This window comes from Microbacterium sp. LBN7 (assembly GCF_045690345.1).
GTDB lineage: Bacteria > Actinomycetota > Actinomycetes > Actinomycetales > Microbacteriaceae > Microbacterium.
Genome location: NZ_CP147856.1, coordinates 1593293 through 1611888, shown reverse-complemented (window position 1 = coordinate 1611888; position 18596 = coordinate 1593293). Strand labels below are relative to the sequence as shown.

The following is an 18596-nucleotide window of genomic DNA, read 5'->3' as shown; positions in this document are numbered from 1 at the left end:
TGCCGGTTGTCAATCCTCCTGCCGGCCGCGCAGAGGGAGGCTAGTGTCGCAGCCATGGAATCCCGGACGCAGGACATCATCCGCCAGACCGTGATCATCGCCTCGGCATCCTTCATGCTGATCGCCGCCGCCGTGGGATCCGGTGCCTTCGGCGGAACCTCGGTGGACGAGCTGCAGGACGGCGCGCTCTCAGCGCAGGGGTCGTACCTCGCCCCTGCCGGCCCCGCCTTCTCGATCTGGTCCCTGATCTACCTCGGACTGATCGCGTACACGGTGTGGCAGGCACTCCCGGCGCAGCGCGCGGACGAGCGCCAGCGCGCCGTCGGCGGATGGGTCGCGGCGACGATGGTGCTGAACGGGCTGTGGCTCGTGACGGCCCAGTTCCTCACGCTCGTCCTCACCTGGATCGTCATCGTGCTGCTGCTGGCGACGATCGCACGGGTGATCGTGCTGCTGGGGCGTTTCCCGGCGAAGAATCTCGCCGACCGCATCCTCACCGACGGCGCGAACGGCCTCCATTTCGGCTGGGTGACGATCGCGACCGTCGCCAACATCGCCGCGTGGCTCACGCAGATCGCCCCCGAGGGCTGGGCGGATCAGGCCGAGGTCTGGGCCGTCGCCGTGCTGGTCGTCGTGCTCGTGATCGGCGCGGCATCCGCCTGGTTCACCGGCCGTATCGCCCCGGCACTCGCGACCGCGTGGGGTCTCGCCTGGCTGGCCGTCGGGCGCCTGACGGGTGAGCCGGAGAGCACCACGACCGCGGTCACGGCGATCATCGTGACCGTGCTGTTGGTCCTGGCCGGCGTCGTCGCTTCGCTCCGTCGCCGCCGGGCGGTCGCTCAGAGCACGAGCCGGTAGCCCATCCCCGACTCGGTGAGCAGGTGCACGGGCGCGCCCGGCTCGTGTTCGAGCTTCTTGCGCAGCTGCGACATGTAGAGCCGCAGGTATCCGGAATCCGACACCTGCTCGCTGCCCCAGATCTCCTTCAGCAGGTCCTGACGCGTGACGAGAGCGCCCGGATGCCGCGACAGATGCTCCAGCATCCGCCACTCGGTCGGGGTCAGGTGCACGCGGGCGCCGGCCCGTGTGACGGTCTTCGTCGAGAGATCCACGACGACGTCGGCGAACATCACCACCGACTCGCCCCCGGCGGGAGCGGATCGGCGGGAGAGCGCCCGCAGCCGTGCCAGTAGCTCGTCCACCTGGAACGGCTTGGTGACGAAGTCGTCGGCTCCGGCATCCAGCGCCTCGACCTTGTCGGCGGAGCCGGTGCGGCCCGACACCACGATGATCGGCACGTTCGTCCAGCCGCGCAGGGCCTGGATCACCTCGATGCCGTCGAGCTGCGGCATCCCGAGGTCGAGCATGATGAGGTCGGGATGCGTCTGCGCCGCGGCCGCGATCGCTGCCGCTCCGTCCGCTGCGACGACGACCTCGTAGCCGTGGGCCGCGAGGGTGATCCGTAGAGCCCGCACCATCTGCGGGTCGTCGTCGGCGATGAGGAGCTTCACTGTGCCTCTGTCTCTCGCGGGTCCTGAGCCTGTCGAAGGTCGGTGGACCCTGCGACCAGCGGCAGGGAGATGACCATCGTGAGGCCGCCACCCGGCGTGTCCTCGGGTGTCAGAGTACCGCCCATGCCCTCGGTGAATCCGCGCGACAGGGCGAGTCCCAGACCGAGTCCCGTGGTGTTGTCGGTGTCGCCGAACCGCTGGAAGGGCTGGAAGATGCGGTCGCGTCTCTCGGGGGCGACGCCGGCGCCGCGATCGATCACGCGGATCTCGGCGCGGTCGCCGAGTGCGCTGGTCGACACGAGTACCCGGCTGCCTTCGGGCGCGTGACGGTGCGCGTTGGCGAGCACGTTCACGAGCACCCGCTGCAGCAGCACCGGGTCGGCCTGCAGCGCGGGCAGCGCCGGATCGAGGGCCAGGTCGACGTCGGCGGGACCGAGACCGAGCTCGTCGACCGCGGCGAGGATCGGAGCCGTCGCGTCCAGCCGTGTCGCCGAGACCGCCAGGACCCCCGCCTGCACGCGGCTCACGTCGAGCAGATCGGTGACGAGGGTCGACAGCGTCGCGAGACTCTCGTCGGCGGTGGCGAGCAGCTCGGCGCGATCGGATGCCGACAGCTCCTGGGCACCGCGCAACCCTCCGATCGCGGCGACCGCCGATGCCAGCGGACGGCGGATGTCGTGGCTGACCGCCGAGAGCAGGGCGCTGCGCACCTGATCGGTCTCGGCCAGCGCCTCGGCTTCGAGGGCGGTCGCGCGCAGATCGGTGTGCTCGATCGCCGCCGACAGCTGCGCGACGATCGCATCGAGCAGGCGGCGTTCGGGGCCGGCGAGCGGCTCCCCGTTCAGCTCGAGCACGGCACGGGCAGCTCCGTCGGCGCCGATGCCGACCGGGATCGTCGTGGCGCGGCCGTCGGCCACGGGCTCGCCGTCGCTCGCGAGCACCTCGCCGTCGGGTGAGAGCAGTCGCACGCCGCTGAGCCCGAAGGCCTCTCGGGTGCGGCTCACGAGGGCCAGCACGGCGTTGTCGCCGCGGAGGACGTTGCCCGCGACGGCGGCGAGCAGCTCGGCCTCGGCTGCGGCGCGCTGCGCTGTGCGAGCGCGACGGGCGGCCTGGTCGACGATGATGCTGACGAGGATCGCGATGACGACGTAGAGCGAGAGAGCGAGCGCGTGCAGCGGATGCGCGACCGTGATCGTGAACAGGGGCGCGACGAAGAGGAAGTCGAGCGTGATGCCCGAGAGCACCGCCGCGAAGACCGCAGGACGGATGCCGCCGATCAGGGCGACCACCACGACCAGCAGCTGATAGGCGAGCACCTCGGCCGTGATGGACTCGGGGGAGCGGAACGTGAACATCACCCAGGAGAGCAGCGGGCCGAACAGCAGGGCGACCGCGAACCCGAGCACCTGCCGCCGCCAGCCGAGTGCTCCGCCGGTGATGCGGGGGAGCGCGAGTCGCCCTCCGGCGGCCGCGTGCGTGACGATGTGCACGTCGATGTCGCCGGAGCGCCGGATCACCTCGGAGCCGATGCCCGGTCCGGTCAGTGCCGCGGTGAGGCGTCCACGGCGGCTGACGCCGATGACGAGCTGCGTGGCATCGGCGCCCTGTGCGAACTCGACGAGGGTCGCGGGGATGTCGTCGCCGACGACCTGGTGGTAGCTGCCGCCGAGCGACTCGACGAGGGTGCGCTGGGCGGCGAGGGCGCCGGGCGTCTCGTCGCGGAGCCCGTCCTGGGCGGATACGTGCACGGCCAGCAGCTCTCCGCCGGCGGACCGCGCGGCGATCCTCGCGCCGCGGCGCAGCAGGGTCTCGCCCTCCGGCCCGCCGGTGAGCGCGACGACGACGCGCTCGCGCGCCTGCCAGGTGCCCTCGATGCCCTGCTCGGCGCGGTAGGTGCGCAGCGCGCTGTCGACCTCGTCGGCGAGCCACAGGAGAGCGAGCTCGCGGAGCGCGGTGAGGTTGCCGAGGCGGAAGTAGTTCGACAGGGCGGCGTCGATGCGCTCGGCCGGGTAGACGAGACCCGCGGAGAGCCGGTCCCGCAGCGACTGCGGTGCGAGGTCGACGACCTCGATCTCGTCGGCTGCGCGCACCACGGCATCCGGGATCGTCTCCTGCTGGGCGATGCCCGTGATCTTCTCGACCACGGCGTTCAGCGACTCGATGTGCTGCACGTTCACGGTCGTGATCACGTCGATGCCGGCGGCGAGGAGGCTCTCGACGTCCTGCCAGCGCTTCGGATGCTGCGAGCCGGGGCTGTTCGTGTGCGCGAGCTCGTCGACGAGGGCGATCTCGGGGGCGCGGGCCAGGACCGCGTCGAGGTCGAGCTCGGTCAGCGGGACGCCGCGATGCTGGTCGACGCGACGGGCGACCTCTTCGAGGCCGACGGCCTGCGCGATCGTCGCGGCGCGCTCGTGCGTCTCGACGAGGGCGATGACGACGTCGTGGCCCTCCTCGTGCAGGCGCCGCCCTTCGGCGAGCATCTCGAACGTCTTCCCCACACCAGGCGCGGCGCCGAGGAGCACGCGGAGGCGACCTCGTGGTCTCTGCTCCCTCGTGGGTCCCTGAGCTTGTCGAAGGGCCTGCTCTCCGCTCATGCGCCCTCCCGTCATCCCGCCTTTTGAATCCTATGAGCCGAACACCCGCTCCGGTCGCACATTCGCAGCGATCGTCCGCCCGGATCGATGCGGAACCGCGACCGGAATCGCAGCTCGCGTCGGCGGGTAGCACAACCCTTGCTACCTTGGTAGCATGCTCGCATGAGCAACGCGAAGGTGAGTCTGAGCCTGAGCGAGAGCGACATCGCCTTCCTCGACACGGAGCAACTGAGCGGCCGCTACGCCTCGCGCTCTGCGGCCGTGCAGGACGCGGTGCGCCTGCTGCGTGAGAGCCGACTCGCGGATGCCTATGCGCAGGCGTTCGGCGAGGGCTACGACGAGGAGTGGGACACCGTCGCCGATGACGGGCTGGCCTCGGCGTGACCGGATCCGAATCCGCGGTTCCCTCTCTCCGGCGAGGTCAGATCGTCCTCGTGTCGTTCGACCCTGCGACTGGTCCTGAGGCGAACAAGACGCGTCCGGCGGTGGTGGTGAGCAACAACACGGCCAACGCGGTCGCCGTTCGCCGACCCCATGCGACGGTGACGGTCGTGCCGCTGACGTCGAACACGGCGAAGGTGCTTCCCTTTCATGTGCTTCTTCCTGCGGCGGCGACCGGTCTGGAGCGAGACTCCAAGGCGCAGAGCGAACAGGTCCGCACCATCTCGACAGCGAGGATCGTCCGCCCGGTCGGGTGGGTCCCCGCCGAGATCATGGGCGCGATCGACGAGGCGCTCCGGCTGCACCTCTCCCTCTGACGGGAGCGATCACGCCGACCGCGTCGCCGTCCTGTCGACGCGGCGGATGACGAAGTCGATCGCCCTCCTCATCGCCGAGTGATGCGAGGTCGAGAGGCGCGAGCGCGCGGCATCCGTCACCGCATCTCCGCCCCCGTCCGCACGCGTCGCCGGAGACGGGTCGGGGTCGCGCAGGCTTTCCTGCAGGTCGGCGAAGAGCCAGCTGAGGTCGACCTCGACGGTCCGGGGGAACAGGACGGATGCCGGGTCGACGGCGTGCGAATCATGAATGGTCATACAAGCTATTGCCCGATCCCGGGAGAAAGGTTCACGGGTACTCGGAAAGGGGCCGGGATCGGTCGCCGCTACGCCGATTCCCCGCGGCTCGCCCACAGCAGGCCGCGTTCCACGACCGTGCGCACGTTGGCGTCGCGGAGCACCTCCGGATCGTGGCCGGGGGTGGCGACGAAGACGCGGCCAGCGCCCCAGAGCCGCGTCCAGATCGCCGGTGAGGTGACCGGCCGGTGCCAGGGCTGATCGGGTCGGGCGGGATGCGTCGTCGTGGCCAGCACGTCGTTGAGGTCGTCGTGCAGCACCCAGTACTGCTCGGTGGTGAGTGCGAAGTCGTCGATGCCGCGCGTGATCTCGTGATCGCGGCCGAGATCGGTGATGTCGATCGTGTGCGGCAGGAAGCTGTCGGCGCCGTCGCCGAGGATCTGATCCTGCGCCTTCGCCGGGTGCTTCACGAACTGCCCGCCGACCAGCTGCAGGTAGTCCGAGTTGGCACGGTACGAATCGACGATGCCGCCGTGCCAACCCGCGAATCCGGTTCCGGCGAGAACGGCATCGCGCAGACCCCTCACAGCGGCGCCGGAGATCTCCGACATGGTCACCGACTGCACGATCAGGTCGATCTCCGCCATGGCGGCGGCATCCGCATAGATCTCGCTCGACTCCTCGATCCTGATGTCGTAGCCGCTGCCCTCGAGGAACGGGAGGAACACATCCGTCGTCTCCACCGGCTGATGCCCGGCCCAGCCGCCGCGCACGATCAAGGCTCTGCGTGAGGTCATGCCCTCAGCCTACGGATGCCGCGCCGCCTCACGTCTGCGGCGGGCCCTCCGGGCGATGTGCGCGACGGCCCGACACCACGACCGGGCGACCGGCGCGCTCCTGGCCCGGCAGGGGGCGGGAGCGTCGGCCGTAGATGAGCTCGGACGAATCCAGCAGCCAGGGCACGAGGGTGATCGACACCCCGTGAACGAGCATGAGCTGGTTGGCGAGTCGCCGGGCGCGGCGGTTGTGCAGGAACGACTCCCACCAGTGCCCCACGATGTACTGCGGCAGGTAGACGGTCACGACCGAGGAGCCGTGCTTCGCCCGGTACTGCTTGATGAACTGCGTGACCGGCTGCGCGAACGACCTGTACGGCGATTCGAGGATCACGAGCGGGATCGGCATCAGGTGATCCGCCCACTGCTTCTGCAGCTCGGTGGCGGCATCCGCATCGACGGCGACGTGGACCGCGATCGTCTTGCCGTGCTTCGCGGCGACGGCGTAGTCGACGGCCTTCGCGACGGGCTTCTGCAGCTTGCTGACCATCACGATCGCGACGTCGCCCGTCGCCCCGAAGCGGGTGGTGTCGTCGATCGCGATCTCGTGATCGACGTCGCGGTAGTAGCGCTTCACGCCCATCATCAGGAAGGCGAGGATCGGGATCGCGAAGAACACCAGGTACGCGCCGTGGGTGAACTTGGTGATCGTCACGATCAGCAGCACCGCCACCGTCATCACGGCGCCGGCGGAGTTGATGATGAGTCCCACCTTGGCGGAGCGGCGATCGGATGCCGCGGCCCCGTCGACCGCGTCACCGGGGTGGTGTTCGGCGGGTCCGCGCAGAACCCGCCGCCAGTGCCGCACCATGCCGATCTGGCCGAGAGAGAACGACACGAAGACGCCGATGATGTACAGCTGGATCAGCGTCGTCAGCCGCGCCTGGAACACCACGAGGACGATGATGGCGCCGATGCCGAGCAGGATCATGCCGTTCGAGAACACCAGGCGGTCGCCGCGGGTGTTCAGTGACTTCGGCGCGTAGCCGTCGCGGGCGAGCACCGCACCCAGCAGAGGGAAGCCGTTGAACGCCGTGTTCGCCGCGAGCAGCAGCACGCAGGCGGTCGCCGCCTGGACGATGAAGAACAGGATGCTGCCGCCGCCGAACGTCGCGCTGGCGATCTGCGCCATCAGGCTGGGCTGCGGATTCGTGCAGTCGAAGCCGATGAGGTCGCACGGGTTCTCGGCGTAGTGCACGCCGGTGATCAGGGCCAGAGCGGTGAGCCCGGCGAACAGGCAGGCGGCGATCGAGCCCATCAGCACGAGGGTCGACTGCGCGTTGCGCACCTTGGGAGTGCGGAACGCGGGAACGCCGTTCGACACGGCCTCCACGCCCGTGAGGGCGGAGCATCCGCTCGAGAACGCGCGGAGGATGAGCAGGATGACCGCGGCTTGGCTGAGGTTCTCGGCCTGCACCGAGAACTCGGCGCTCGAGGCGATGGGGGCGTCACCGAGGAACGTGCGCACCAGACCGGTCACGATCATGAAGCCGACCGAGCCGATGAACACGTAGGTCGGGATGGCGAAGACCAGAGACGCCTCGCGCACGCCGCGGAGGTTCACGATGATGATCAGGATCACGAATCCGACCGCCAGCTCCACGCGCAGGGGATCGAGACCAGGGACGGCCGAGATGATGTTGTCCACGCCCGAGGCGACCGAGACGGCCACCGTGAGCACGTAGTCGACGAGAAGAGCGGCCGCGACGATCACGCCGGGGATCTCGCCGAGGTTCTTCGAGGCGACCTCGTAGTCGCCACCTCCCGACGGGTAGGCCTTGATGAGCTGCCGGTAGCTGAGCACGACGACGATCAGCAGCAGGACGACCGCGGCGGCGACCAGCGGCGTGAACGACAGGAACGTGAGCCCGCCGATCAGGAGGATCATCACGAGCTCCTGCGGCGCGTAGGCCACGGAGCTCAGCGCGTCCGACGCGAAGATCGGCAGCGCCATCTTCTTCGGGAGCAGCTGGTCCTCGACCTGCTCGCTCGTCAGCGGGTCGCCGATGAGGATGCGCTTGGCGCGCGGAGGTGCATCCGCGCCGTCCTTGATTTCGTCTGACACGTCCGGCGACACTACGCCTGCCGACGGCATCCTCACGACATCCTCACGGAATCCCTACGGCGTGTCGGGCGACCCTCACGGAATCCTTACGGGGTCGCGTCTCCGTCCTGGTGCGGACGCGACGGGACTCAGTGTGCGCTGTCCGGCGGGAAGACCACCGTCGCGATGAGGCCGCCGTCCTCCCTCGCCGTGAATCGAAGAGTGGCGTCGTGGCGATCCGTGATGGCCTTCACGATCGACAGGCCGAGACCCCGGCCCTTCGAGGTCGACTCCGTGGACCGGCCGCGCACGCGGAAGAACGGGTCGGTGAGGGACTCGAGGTCGGCATCCGCCACGATCGCTCCCGAGTTCTCGACCCGCAGCTCGACCCCGGTTCGCGGGTGCGCGACGGTCGTCACCCGCACCCACCCGCCGGGCTCGTTGTGCCGGATGCCGTTCTGGATGAGATTGAAGAGCAGCTGGCGGAGCAGCGAGGTGTCGCCGGACACCGGCGACGTCGACAGGCGGTAGTCGATCCGCACTCCCGCGGCCTCCGCCTCGTCGGAGACCTCGGCCAGCACGAACGTCGCCAGCTGCTCCAGGTGGACGGTGCCATGGTCGGCGCTCGAAGCGTCGACCTCGGTCAGGTCGAGCAGTGACTCCACCGTGTCGATGCTGCGCTCGTTGGTCTCGCGCAGGCGCTCGAGCAGAGGGCGCTCGTGCGCATCCGCCCCGCTGAGGGCGACGTCGAGCATCGCGCGGGTCGTCGCCAACGGCGTCCGCAGCTCGTGCGAGGCATTGGCCGCGAAGCGACGGTAGGTCCCGAAAGAGCGCTCGAGCCCTTCGAGCATCTCGTCGAAGGTGTCGGCCAGGTCGGTGAGCTCGTCGCGCGGGCCGGCGAGGGCGATCCGATGGTCGAGGTGTCCGCGTGCTGCGCGGTGCGCCGCGGCGTTGACCTCCTGCAGCGGCCGGAGCATCCGCCCTGCCAGGGCCCATCCGGCCCATCCTCCGCCACCGGCGAGGAGGACGAGGAGCACCGCGGCGATGATCAGGATCAGCGTCTGCACATCGCCCCGGGACGAGACGAGCAGGGTGTCGGTCGAGGCGATGCCGGTGTCGTAGAGCGGTTCGGTCGGCGTGGTCTGCAGAGGTTCCGCGGTCGTCGCCGGAACCGCGAAGGCGTAGGTGGGGAGGTAGCCCACCACGATGTAGACGATCAGCATCATCAGCGCGCCCGCCAGCGTGAGGAGCCCGGCGTATGTGAGGGCGAGGCGGGTCCTCAGCGTGAATCGGAAGCCCTCGATGCTCAGCCTCAGACGGTTCGGCTCGGTGGCGCCCGTCGGTCGTGTGGCGGACACGTCAGCCCGTCCGGCCGATGACGTATCCGGCACCCGGCAGCGTCTCGATGACGCGGGGCTCGCCCAGCTTCCGGCGCAGCGTGCTGATGGTGACCTTGACCGAGTTCGTGAAGGGGTTCGCGTTCTCGTCCCAGGCCTTCTCGAGCAGTCTCTCGGCGCTCACGACCGTGCCGGGCTCACGCATCAGCACCTCCAGGACGGCGAACTCCTTGCGGGTGAGGTTCACGTATCTCCCGGAGCGGGTCACCTCTCGACGGATCGGGTTCAGGCGCACATCCGCCGCCTCCAGGATCGGCGGCAGCGCGCTGAACCGGCGCCGGCTCAGGGCGCGCAGTCGAGCGATCAGCTCCGGGAACTGGAAAGGCTTCGCGAGGTAGTCGTCCGCTCCGAGCGTGAGGCCGTCGACCTTGTCGTCGAGCAGGCGAGCCGCGGTGAGCATCAGGATCGCCGGTCGATCCGGGTCGAGTGCGAGTCGCCGGCACACCTCGTCGCCGTGGATCACGGGAATGTCGCGGTCCAGGAGCACGACGTCGTATTCGGTGTGCGCGACGGCTTCGAGCGCGGCCGCGCCGTCATCGGCGATGTCCGCCGAGATCGCCTCCAGGCCCAGCTTCGTGTGCACGGCCTCGGCCAGGTACCGCTCATCTTCGACAATCAGGACTCGCATCTCGAGTTCTCCTCACTCCAGATCACATGCAATCACTATGCAGGTTCGCGGAAGGTAAAGGGTTCTCTTTACCCTCGTGCGACCGGCCGCCCCGTGGACTGTCCTCACCCCTCAGCGCGAGGGAACACCGAAAGGACACCCCATGCGAATCACACGCAACCGCGGCCTGATCTTCCTGGCAGGCCTGATGCTCGTGGGCGGCCTCGCCGCCTGCGCCCCCACGCCCGACGCCGCAGACGAGTCTCCGGACCTGGACAGCGCCAGTCAGGAACAGGAGTTCGAGGACTGGCAGCTCGCCTGGGAGAAGTGCATGAAGGACGAGGGCGTCGACATGTCGCAGTTTATGGTCAAGGCCAGCCGCGACGGGGACGAGGTCGAACAGGAGGTTCCGGAGGCGCCGGAGCCGCCGAGCGACGCCGACATCGCCGCGATGGAGGACGCCCGCGAGGTCTGCGACGAGAAGCTCGGAGATCCGCCCACCCGCGACGACATGCCCTCCGACGACGAGATGAACGAGATGATGCTCACCTTCGCCCAGTGCATGCGCGACGCGGGATACGACTTCCCCGACCCCGAGCCCGGCCCTGCCGGAACCACGGCCGCCATGCCCATGGGCGACTACGACCCGGCCGACATGGACGCGTGCATGACCGAGGCGGGCTTCCCCGGAGCAGAAGGATGAGGCCCTCATTCGGCATCCTGAGGAAGAGAGATCCTGACGCCGACGATCTGGACACCGTTCTCGCGATCGGCGGCGGCGGAGATGACGGCGGCGACGGCGACGAGGAGGAGCAGCACTCCTCCTCGGGCCGCGGTCGCCGCGGCTGGATCATCGCGGCGACCGCATTCGTCGTGGTGGCGGCGGTCGCCGCGACGATCCTGCTGACCCGGCCCCCGGCCGAGGCAGATGACGAGCAGAAGAAGCCGCCCGCCGAGACCACGGAGGTGACCCGCGGGAATCTGACCGAGCAGGTCCGCGTGACGGGCAAGCTCGAGTTCAAGAATGTCCGCGATCTCGGATCTCCGCTCGCCGGCACCGTCACGGGCGTGCCCGCACCGGGGAGCGTCGTCGGACGCGGCTACGAGCTCTTCCGCGTGGACGACACCCCGGTCATCCTGATGTTCGGGGTGCTGCCCGTGTGGCGCGAGTTCGCCGAGGGCATGGCCGACGGCGAGGACATCCGACAGCTCGAGGCCAACCTCCAGGCCCTCGGCTTCTTCGACGGCGAGCCGGACGACGAGTTCCGGTGGGCGACGATCGAAGCGATCAAGGAGTGGCAGAAGGCCCTCGGTCTCGAGGAGACGGGCCGCATCGAGATGGGACGGATCGTCTTCGCGCCCGGAGAGGTGCGGGTTCAGGATGCCGTCGCGAAGGTCGGCAGCCCGGCGGGCGGAGCGGTGCTGAAGGTCTCCGACAGCACCAAGGAGGCGGCCGTCGACATCGACCCGAACCTGGCGGCGAACGCGCCGGTGGGCGCCAAGGTCGATGTGCGACTGCCCGATGGCACCGTCGCACCCGGCACGGTCACCGCCGTGGGCGCGCCCGTCGAACGGGACAACGACAACGGCGGCAAGACGCTGAAGCTGCCGATCACGATCGTGCTCGACGACCCGACGGTCGCGGCAGCCTTCGACACGGTCAGCGTGAGTGTGACGCTGGTCCATGTCATCGCCGAGGACGTGCTGCTGGTCCCCGTGACCGCCCTGCTCGCGCAGCCGGGTGGAGGGTCGGCGGTCGAGCGCGTCGTGAACAAGAAGACCGAGCTCGTCACGGTCGAGCTCGGCAAGTTCGCGGACGGGATGGTGGAGGTCGTCGGAGGCGACCTCGCCGAAGGCGACGTCGTGGCGGTGGCGAGATGAGCGCCGTGATCGAGCTCTCGGGGGTGACCCGTTCCTACGGGTCGCCCCCGACCCTCGCCCTTCGCGGGGTGGATCTTCGCATCGACCGGGGCGAGATGGTGGCGATCGTGGGCCCGAGCGGCTCGGGGAAATCGACGCTCCTGAACCTCATGGGCACGCTCGATCGAGCGAGCTCGGGTCTCACCCGGATCGCAGGGTACGACGTCGCCGACCTGGGCGACTCGCAGCTCTCCGCTCTGCGCGCCCACACCATCGGCTTCGTGTTCCAGCAGTTCCATCTCTCCGACGGCGTCACCGCTCTCGACAACGTCGCGACCGGGCTGCTCTACACCGGTACGCCGACGGCGGCGCGTCGCAAGCGCGCGGCGGTCGCGCTCGAGCGCGTGGGGCTGGGGCATCGGCTGCGCCATCAGCCGCGACAGCTCTCGGGCGGGGAGCGACAGCGTGTCGCGATCGCCCGTGCCGTCGTGGGTGAGCCCGCCCTGCTGCTCGCCGATGAACCCACGGGAAGCCTCGACAGCAAGTCGGGCGCCGCCGTCGTCGAGATCCTGAAGGAGCTCAACCGGGCGGGCACCACGGTCGTGGTCATCACTCACGACCAGGAGCTCGCCGATCGGATGCCGCGGCAGATCCGCATCCGCGACGGCCAGATCGTCGCAGACACAGGGCGTCCGTCCGATGTCGCCGTCTCGTCGGCAGCGAGTCTGGAGGTGACGGCATGAGCGTGCGGCTGCAGGCGAGACTGCGCACATCCGACCTGCTCGGACTCGGCTTCCACGGCCTTCGCGCGCACCCGCTGCGGGCGGTCCTGTCGGCGCTGGGCATCGCGATCGGCATCGCCGCGATGATCGCCGTGATCGGGATCTCCACGTCGAGCGAGGCGCTCGTGAAGCAGCGCCTGGCCTCGCTGGGGACCAACCTCCTGACGGTCACGGCAGGCAGCGACGTCTTCGGGGGAGACACCAAGCTCCCCGCAGACGCGATCATCCGCGTACGGAACCTCCCCGGCGTCGAGACGGCGACCTGGATATCGACACTCAAAGACGTGCACGTCTATCGGAGCGCATCGATCGACAAGGGTGAGACCGGAGGGCTGACGGTCGCTGCCGCCGGCGACGATCTGCTCGAGGCGACCGGCTCCGACCTGCAGGCGGGCGCGTGGATGAACGAGGTGACGGACAAGCTCCCGACGGTCGTGCTCGGGTTCAAGGCGGCCGAGAGGCTCGGCATCACCACGGTCGGGAGCCAGGTCTGGCTGGGCGGACGGTACTTCACCGTCGTCGGGATCCTCGAGCGGGCGCCGCTCGCGCCCGAGCTCGACACCGCCGCCCTGATCGGCGCAGGCATCGCCGAGGAGCTCTTCGGATTCGACGGCTCGCCGACGACCATCTATGAGCGCTCGGCGGACGACGCGGTGGACGAGGCGCGCGAGCTCCTCCCACGCACGGTCGATCCGGAGGCGCCCAACGAGGTCAAGGTCAGTCGCCCGTCCGATGCGCTCGCCGCGAAGAACACGATCGATCAGGCCTTCACCGGACTCCTGGTGGGCGTCGGCTCCATCGCTCTTCTGGTCGGCGGTATCGGCGTCGCGAACACCATGGTGATCACGGTCCTCGAGCGCCGCCGCGAGATCGGCCTCCGGCGAGCGATCGGAGCGACCCGCGGGCACATCCGATCGCAGTTCCTCGTGGAAGCCGTTCTGCTCGCCTCGCTCGGCGGGCTCGGAGGCTCGCTCATCGGGTGGCTGATCACCTGGATCGTCGCAACGGGCAACGGGTGGCTCGTGTCCATCCCTCCCCTGGTGCTCGTCGCCGGCGTCGTCGTCACGATGCTCGTCGGAGCGGTCGCGGGATCCATACCCGCCATCCGCGCCGCTCGGACCTCACCGACCGCCGCGCTCAGCGCCTGACAGACGGGTCGTTCCCTGACGGGAGCGACCCGTCCGCCGTTCCGCGGACGCGGAACAGGCCCACGAACCATCGGACTGCGAGAGTCGCCAGGATGACGGCGAAGAGAGCGCAGAGGAAGGCGATCATGCAGAACGCCAGAATCGTCGACAGGACCATCTCGGTGGCCACGAGCACCCCGAATCCGGCGAGGAGGGTCGAGAGGTCGCCGATCATGAGGTGCGCTCCGATGTGGTGGGACGCGCGGGGCGCTGCGACTGCCGGAGCTCCTGAAGAGAGAGCCATGCCAGGTAGGCCGCGTACGCGCCGACGGGTGCGGTCGACTCTCCGGGCGGTGTGCTCCGCGCGATCCGGTGTCGGGAACCGGGGGATGCAGGTGCCAATGGATGCCCCTTCCGTGCTGCAGCTCTCACTGTGCAGCGGGCGGGGTTGCCACAGCGTAAGCGCCGGCGAGGCGCTCGCGCTGTCGTCTCTGCGGAGGGCGACATGACGTCGATCCACAGCGGTTTCCGATCACGAACCCGTAACGTCGAGGACATGACGACCCTTCAGGTCACCGAAGACTCCATCCGCAAGACACGCGAGCTGCGTGACGAGTTCCAGCGTTTCCTGCGCGAGTACGAGTTCGGGATGCGCGAGGTGGAGACGAAGATCTCGATCCTGCGCGACGAGTTCACGCACGACCACGCGTACAACCCGATCGAGCACGTGAAGAGCCGGCTGAAGACCCCGGACAGCATCGTCGAGAAGATCGCTCGCAAGGGCATCGATGAGCCCGACTTCGACCGCATCCGCTCCGAGATCACCGACATCGCGGGTGTGCGCGTCACCTGCAGCTTCGTCGCCGACGTCTACCAGCTCTTCGACCTCCTCACCCAGCAGGACGACGTCACCGTCCGCGTGGTGAAGGACTACATCGCGCAGCCGAAGGAGAACGGCTACAAGAGCCTGCACGCGATCATCGAGGTCCCGGTGTTCCTGTCGACCGGGGCGTTGTCGGTGCCGGTCGAGGTGCAGTTCCGCACCATCGCGATGGACTTCTGGGCCAGCCTCGAGCACAAGATCTACTACAAGTTCTCGAATCAGGTCCCGTCGCACCTCGTCGACAGCCTGACGGATGCCGCGGCGGCCGCCGCCGAGCTCGACACCCGCATGGAGCGCCTGCACCGCGAGGCCCACGGCGTGCCGCGTCGGCAGCTGGCCCCGCCGCCGCCCCCGCGCATCGTCGGGGTCTGAGCGAGGCCGCCCCGCGGCGCGCTTGGTTCAGACGAACCCGACCGTTACCGAGGTTTAGCCGTCATAAACACAAGTAACGGCATCGACACTTGTGTTTACAGCGCACGGAACGTCGCGTCGAACGCCTGGCCTAACATGGCGGCATGGCGACGAAGGCACCGAAGACCGACATCGATGAGGCTCGCGTCCGGGTCTCCGAGCCCAAGAAGGTCGCTGTGGGAGTGCCCGCTGTGCTGCATGCGCTGCAGATCGCGAACGAGCAGATGGGCATCGTGCGCTCGGTGCAGACGCTCGCGCGGGTCAACCAGAAGGACGGCTTCGACTGCCCCGGCTGCGCGTGGCCGGAGGAGGACAAGCGCCACGTCGCCGAGTTCTGCGAGAACGGGGCCAAGGCGGTCGCCGAGGAGGCGACTCTCCGCACCGTGGGCCCGGCGTTCTTCCAGCAGCACTCTCTCGAAGATCTCCGCGACCACGATGACTGGTGGCTCGGTCAGCAGGGGCGACTGACGCATCCGATGATCCTCGACGAGGGCGCGACCCACTACCGGCCGCTGACGTGGGACGACGCGCTGCGGGCCATCTCCGACGAGATCGCCGCGGTCGATGACCCTGACGAGACCGTCTTCTACACCTCCGGTCGCACGTCGAACGAGGCCGCGTTCCTCTACCAGCTGCTCGTGCGCGGCGTCGGCACCAACAACCTGCCGGACTGCTCGAACATGTGCCATGAGTCCAGCGGATCTGCGCTCACCGAGACCATCGGCATCGGCAAGGGCACAGTCTCTATCGAGGACGTGCACGACGCCGACCTGCTCATCGTCGCCGGGCAGAACCCCGGCACGAATCATCCGCGGATGCTGTCGGCACTCGAGAAGGCCAAGCAGCGCGGCGCCCGGGTGATCGCGGTGAATCCGCTGCCCGAGGCCGGTCTGATGCGGTTCGAGAACCCGCAGACCCCGCGGGGCGTGGCCTTCGGCGGCACGAAGATCGCCGACCGGTTCGTGCAGATCCGCTCCGGCGGTGACCAGGCGCTGTTCCAGGCCATAGGGAAACACCTGCTCGAGGTCGAGGAACGCGACGGCGGCGTGCTCGACCACGCCTTCATCGACGCGCACACCAGCGGGATCGACGCGTACCGCGACGCGATGGCCCGCGCCGACTGGGCGTCGCTGACCGAGGCGACCGGCATGACCGAAGAGGTGCTGCGCGAGATCGCCGAGGAGGTGCGCACCTCGAAGGCGACGATCGTCTGCTGGGCGATGGGCCTCACGCAGCACAAGCACTCGGTTCCGACCCTGCGTGACGTCGTCAACGTGCTCCTGCTGCAGGGCAGCATCGGCCGCCGGGGCGCCGGTGTCTGCCCCGTGCGCGGGCACTCGAACGTGCAGGGCGATCGCACGGTGGGCATCTACGAGAAGCCGTCCGAGGCGTTTCTCGCAGCGCTCGATCGAGAGTTCGCCTTCACGGCACCTCGGGAACACGGCTTCGACACCGTCGAGGCGATCCGCGCGATGCGTGACGGCCGGGTACGCGTCTTCATGGGCATGGGCGGCAACTTCGTCTCGGCCACCCCCGACACGGCGGTCGTCGAGGCGGCGATGGCTCGGGTCGGCCTCACGGTGCACGTCTCGACCAAGCTCAACCGCTCGCACGTCGTGACCGGCCGTCGCGCCATCATCCTGCCGACGCTCGGGCGCACCGACCGCGACCGCCGCGGCGGTTCCGAGCAGCGGGTCACGGTCGAGGACTCGATGGGCGCCGTCCACGCGTCCCGCGGCCGTCTGGCGCCTCCTGCCGACGATCTCCTCAGCGAGGTCGCGATCGTCGCCCGGCTCTGCGCGCACCTCTTCGACGAGGGAGCGTCACCCGCGCAGGCGCCCGTATCTCACGACGGCGACCCTGAGCGAGGCCTCCCCGAGCACGGTGAGATCGAGGGCGAGCGGCGCTCGCCTGTTTCGACGGGGAACGTGCCGCGAGCCGACTGGGAAGCCCTCGAGGCCGACTACGCGCTCATCCGCTCCCACATCGAGCGCGTGATCCCGGGGTTCGACGACTTCGAGACGCGCATCGAGAAGGGGCGCACCTTCCTCCTCCCGAACGGGCCCCGCGACGAGCGCCGATTCGCGACGGTGGACGGCAAGGCCCGGTTCACGGCCAACCCCCTCGAGTTCCCGGTGATCCCGCCGGGCCGCCTCCTGCTGCAGACTCTGCGCTCGCACGATCAGTACAACACGACGATCTACGGCAAGGACGACCGCTACCGCGGCATCCAAGGCGGACGCCGGGTGGTGCTCGTCCACGCGGAGGACATCACCGAGCTCGGATTCGCCGAGGGGGAGATCGTCGACCTGGTCTCGGAGTGGACGCGCGCCGACGGCTCCATCGAGGAACGTCGCGCCGAGGAGTTCCGCGTCGTGCCGTACTCCACGCCGCGCGGCAACGCGGCGGCCTACTATCCGGAGACGAACGTGCTCGTGCCCCTCGACTCCGTCGCCGACGTCAGCGGCACGCCGACCTCGAAGGCCGTGATCGTGCGTCTCGAGCACCGCGCGACCGTGTCGGGCGGCTGACGTGGGCCGCCTCACCGCCCGCTCACCGGTCACCCGCATCGCGGTCGTCGATGACGAGGTCACGGTCCGCCGCCGCGCCGACACCCTCGCGGTGGAGGAGCCGCTCGAGATCCGCGTCGCGGGAGCCCCGCTGACCGTGACGATGCGCACCCCCGGCCACGATGTCGAGCTCGCGGCCGGATTCCTCGTGTCGGAGGGCGTGATCGGGGCCGGTGGCGACTTCCTCTCCGCGATCCACTGCGGTGGTCCGGGCACAGGCGGCGGGGCGCCCGGCACCGTCGCCCCGTTGTTGACGATCGGCTCCGAGCCGCCGGCATCCGTCCTCGCCTCGGGCAACACGTACAACGTGCTCGACGTCACCCTGCGCCCAGGTCTCGAGCCGCTGCTGACCGACATCGCCCGCAATTTCTACACGACGAGCTCCTGCGGAGTCTGCGGTGCCGCGTCGATCGAGGCGATCGAGAAGACCTCGCGTTTCGATGTGGCAGCGGATGCCGTGACCGTGGATGCCGCGCTGCTGCTCGCGCTCCCCGACAGGCTGCGCGCCGGCCAGGCGGTGTTCGAGAAGACCGGCGGCCTCCATGCCGCGGCGCTCTTCGACGCCGTGACCGGCGAGCTGCTGGTGCTGCGGGAGGACGTCGGCAGGCACAACGCCGTCGACAAGGTGATCGGCTGGGCCGCCCTCGACGACCGCCTGCCGCTGAGCGGGGCCGTGCTGCAGGTGTCGGGGCGGGCGAGTTTCGAGCTGGTTCAGAAGGCCGTGATGGCCGGCATCCCGATCCTCTCCGCCGTGTCCGCGCCGTCATCGCTCGCCGTCGAGCTCGCGGCCGCGTCGGGGCTCACTCTCGCGGGGTTCGTGCGGGGGAGCTCGATGAACGTCTACGCGCGGCCGGAGCGCGTCATCGCCTGATCCGGCCCGCGGTTCGCGACGCGGCACCGACTCGAGGCGTTCACAATTCAGCAGATTCTTCCGGAAACTGCCCCAGAAGGACCCGTTTCG

18 protein-coding genes are annotated in these 18596 nt (G+C 69.3%); 10 read left to right on the top strand and 8 right to left on the bottom strand.

Annotation, left to right across the window (positions count from 1 at the left end; all coding sequences use genetic code 11):
* Positions 1–54 precede the first annotated feature (54 nt).
* Positions 55–858, top strand: a complete 804-nt coding sequence (locus LBN7_RS07645; RefSeq protein ID WP_341946605.1) for a TspO/MBR family protein — start codon at positions 55–57, stop codon at positions 856–858.
* On the opposite strand, the gene LBN7_RS07640 is transcribed toward LBN7_RS07645, so the two are convergent.
* Together LBN7_RS07640 and LBN7_RS07635 are read right to left on the bottom strand one after the other, a co-directional pair.
* Positions 840–1511, bottom strand: a complete 672-nt coding sequence (locus LBN7_RS07640; protein WP_341946604.1) for a response regulator — start codon at positions 1509–1511, stop codon at positions 840–842. The genes LBN7_RS07645 and LBN7_RS07640 overlap by 19 nt on opposite strands.
* On the bottom strand, positions 1508–4105 hold the full coding sequence (locus LBN7_RS07635) for an ATP-binding protein (RefSeq protein WP_407361426.1): 2598 nt from the start codon (positions 4103–4105) through the stop codon (positions 1508–1510). The genes LBN7_RS07640 and LBN7_RS07635 overlap by 4 nt, the downstream gene beginning before the upstream one ends.
* 162 nt (positions 4106–4267) lie before the next feature.
* On the opposite strand from LBN7_RS07635, the gene LBN7_RS07630 reads away from it, so the two are divergent.
* Both LBN7_RS07630 and LBN7_RS07625 read left to right on the top strand, forming a co-directional pair.
* On the top strand, positions 4268–4489 hold the full coding sequence (locus tag LBN7_RS07630; RefSeq protein ID WP_116636022.1) for a ribbon-helix-helix domain-containing protein: 222 nt from the start codon (positions 4268–4270) through the stop codon (positions 4487–4489).
* Entirely contained in the window at positions 4486–4863 is a 378-nt protein-coding gene (locus LBN7_RS07625) for a type II toxin-antitoxin system PemK/MazF family toxin (RefSeq protein WP_407361425.1), read from the top strand. Before LBN7_RS07630 ends, LBN7_RS07625 begins: the two co-directional genes overlap by 4 nt.
* A gap of 9 nt (positions 4864–4872) precedes the next feature.
* Here the strand turns inward: LBN7_RS07625 and LBN7_RS07620 are convergent, their stop codons facing one another.
* From LBN7_RS07620 to LBN7_RS07600, 5 genes are all read right to left on the bottom strand, one after another.
* Positions 4873–5139: a hypothetical protein gene (locus LBN7_RS07620; protein ID WP_407361424.1), complete on the bottom strand. Its 267-nt coding sequence runs from the start codon at positions 5137–5139 to the stop codon at positions 4873–4875.
* A 68-nt stretch (positions 5140–5207) separates the two neighbouring features.
* On the bottom strand, positions 5208–5915 hold the full coding sequence (locus LBN7_RS07615; RefSeq protein WP_407361423.1) for a ThuA domain-containing protein: 708 nt from the start codon (positions 5913–5915) through the stop codon (positions 5208–5210).
* 28 nt (positions 5916–5943) lie between these two features.
* Positions 5944–8049, bottom strand: a complete 2106-nt coding sequence (locus LBN7_RS07610; protein WP_341946598.1) for an APC family permease — start codon at positions 8047–8049, stop codon at positions 5944–5946.
* A 98-nt stretch (positions 8050–8147) separates the two neighbouring features.
* The gene (locus LBN7_RS07605) at positions 8148–9356 is read right to left on the bottom strand and encodes a sensor histidine kinase (RefSeq protein WP_407361422.1); all 1209 of its coding nucleotides are present in this window, start codon (positions 9354–9356) and stop codon (positions 8148–8150) included.
* Between the two features lies 1 nt (position 9357).
* Positions 9358–10023, bottom strand: coding sequence for a response regulator transcription factor (locus LBN7_RS07600; RefSeq protein ID WP_341946596.1), 666 nt, complete (start codon positions 10021–10023; stop codon positions 9358–9360).
* Between the two features lie 142 nt (positions 10024–10165).
* Here LBN7_RS07600 and LBN7_RS07595 point away from each other — a divergent pair, with 142 nt between their 5' ends.
* From LBN7_RS07595 to LBN7_RS07580, 4 genes are read left to right on the top strand one after another with little or no spacing between them, the layout of a single operon-like run.
* On the top strand, positions 10166–10705 hold the full coding sequence (locus tag LBN7_RS07595) for a hypothetical protein (protein ID WP_341946595.1): 540 nt from the start codon (positions 10166–10168) through the stop codon (positions 10703–10705).
* Entirely contained in the window at positions 10702–11883 is a 1182-nt protein-coding gene (locus tag LBN7_RS07590) for an efflux RND transporter periplasmic adaptor subunit (protein ID WP_407361421.1), read from the top strand. Before LBN7_RS07595 ends, LBN7_RS07590 begins: the two co-directional genes overlap by 4 nt.
* On the top strand, positions 11880–12605 hold the full coding sequence (locus LBN7_RS07585) for an ABC transporter ATP-binding protein (protein WP_407361420.1): 726 nt from the start codon (positions 11880–11882) through the stop codon (positions 12603–12605). Before LBN7_RS07590 ends, LBN7_RS07585 begins: the two co-directional genes overlap by 4 nt.
* Positions 12602–13792 (top strand): ABC transporter permease, encoded by a 1191-nt coding sequence (locus LBN7_RS07580; RefSeq protein WP_341946592.1) that lies wholly within the window; start codon positions 12602–12604, stop codon positions 13790–13792. The genes LBN7_RS07585 and LBN7_RS07580 overlap by 4 nt, the downstream gene beginning before the upstream one ends.
* On the opposite strand, the gene LBN7_RS07575 is transcribed toward LBN7_RS07580, so the two are convergent.
* On the bottom strand, positions 13782–14075 hold the full coding sequence (locus LBN7_RS07575) for a hypothetical protein (protein WP_407361419.1): 294 nt from the start codon (positions 14073–14075) through the stop codon (positions 13782–13784). The genes LBN7_RS07580 and LBN7_RS07575 overlap by 11 nt on opposite strands.
* Before the next feature lie 252 nt (positions 14076–14327).
* Between LBN7_RS07575 and LBN7_RS07570 the strand changes: the two genes are divergently transcribed.
* The 3 genes from LBN7_RS07570 to fdhD all read left to right on the top strand — a co-directional run bounded on the left by LBN7_RS07570 (position 14328) and on the right by fdhD (position 18506).
* Complete coding sequence (locus LBN7_RS07570) at positions 14328–15026, top strand: GTP pyrophosphokinase family protein (RefSeq protein ID WP_341946590.1); 699 nt, start codon at positions 14328–14330, stop codon at positions 15024–15026.
* 143 nt (positions 15027–15169) lie between these two features.
* Positions 15170–17596 (top strand): FdhF/YdeP family oxidoreductase, encoded by a 2427-nt coding sequence (locus tag LBN7_RS07565; RefSeq protein WP_407361418.1) that lies wholly within the window; start codon positions 15170–15172, stop codon positions 17594–17596.
* Between the two features lies 1 nt (position 17597).
* On the top strand, positions 17598–18506 hold the full coding sequence (fdhD, locus tag LBN7_RS07560; RefSeq protein WP_116636009.1) for a formate dehydrogenase accessory sulfurtransferase FdhD: 909 nt from the start codon (positions 17598–17600) through the stop codon (positions 18504–18506).
* The last annotated feature ends 90 nt before the right edge of the window (positions 18507–18596 follow it).

Coding starts and splice junctions, on each gene's coding strand:
- LBN7_RS07645 (WP_341946605.1), top strand. CDS start 55: ATGGAATCCCGGACGCAGGACATCATCCGCCAGACCGTGATCATCGCC.
- LBN7_RS07635 (WP_407361426.1), bottom strand. CDS start 4,105: ATGAGCGGAGAGCAGGCCCTTCGACAAGCTCAGGGACCCACGAGGGAG.
- LBN7_RS07630 (WP_116636022.1), top strand. CDS start 4,268: ATGAGCAACGCGAAGGTGAGTCTGAGCCTGAGCGAGAGCGACATCGCC.
- LBN7_RS07620 (WP_407361424.1), bottom strand. CDS start 5,139: ATGACCATTCATGATTCGCACGCCGTCGACCCGGCATCCGTCCTGTTC.
- LBN7_RS07615 (WP_407361423.1), bottom strand. CDS start 5,915: ATGACCTCACGCAGAGCCTTGATCGTGCGCGGCGGCTGGGCCGGGCAT.
- LBN7_RS07610 (WP_341946598.1), bottom strand. CDS start 8,049: ATGCCGTCGGCAGGCGTAGTGTCGCCGGACGTGTCAGACGAAATCAAG.
- LBN7_RS07600 (WP_341946596.1), bottom strand. CDS start 10,023: ATGCGAGTCCTGATTGTCGAAGATGAGCGGTACCTGGCCGAGGCCGTG.
- LBN7_RS07595 (WP_341946595.1), top strand. CDS start 10,166: ATGCGAATCACACGCAACCGCGGCCTGATCTTCCTGGCAGGCCTGATG.
- LBN7_RS07590 (WP_407361421.1), top strand. CDS start 10,702: ATGAGGCCCTCATTCGGCATCCTGAGGAAGAGAGATCCTGACGCCGAC.
- LBN7_RS07585 (WP_407361420.1), top strand. CDS start 11,880: ATGAGCGCCGTGATCGAGCTCTCGGGGGTGACCCGTTCCTACGGGTCG.
- LBN7_RS07580 (WP_341946592.1), top strand. CDS start 12,602: ATGAGCGTGCGGCTGCAGGCGAGACTGCGCACATCCGACCTGCTCGGA.
- LBN7_RS07575 (WP_407361419.1), bottom strand. CDS start 14,075: ATGGCTCTCTCTTCAGGAGCTCCGGCAGTCGCAGCGCCCCGCGCGTCC.
- LBN7_RS07570 (WP_341946590.1), top strand. CDS start 14,328: ATGACGACCCTTCAGGTCACCGAAGACTCCATCCGCAAGACACGCGAG.
- LBN7_RS07565 (WP_407361418.1), top strand. CDS start 15,170: ATGGCGACGAAGGCACCGAAGACCGACATCGATGAGGCTCGCGTCCGG.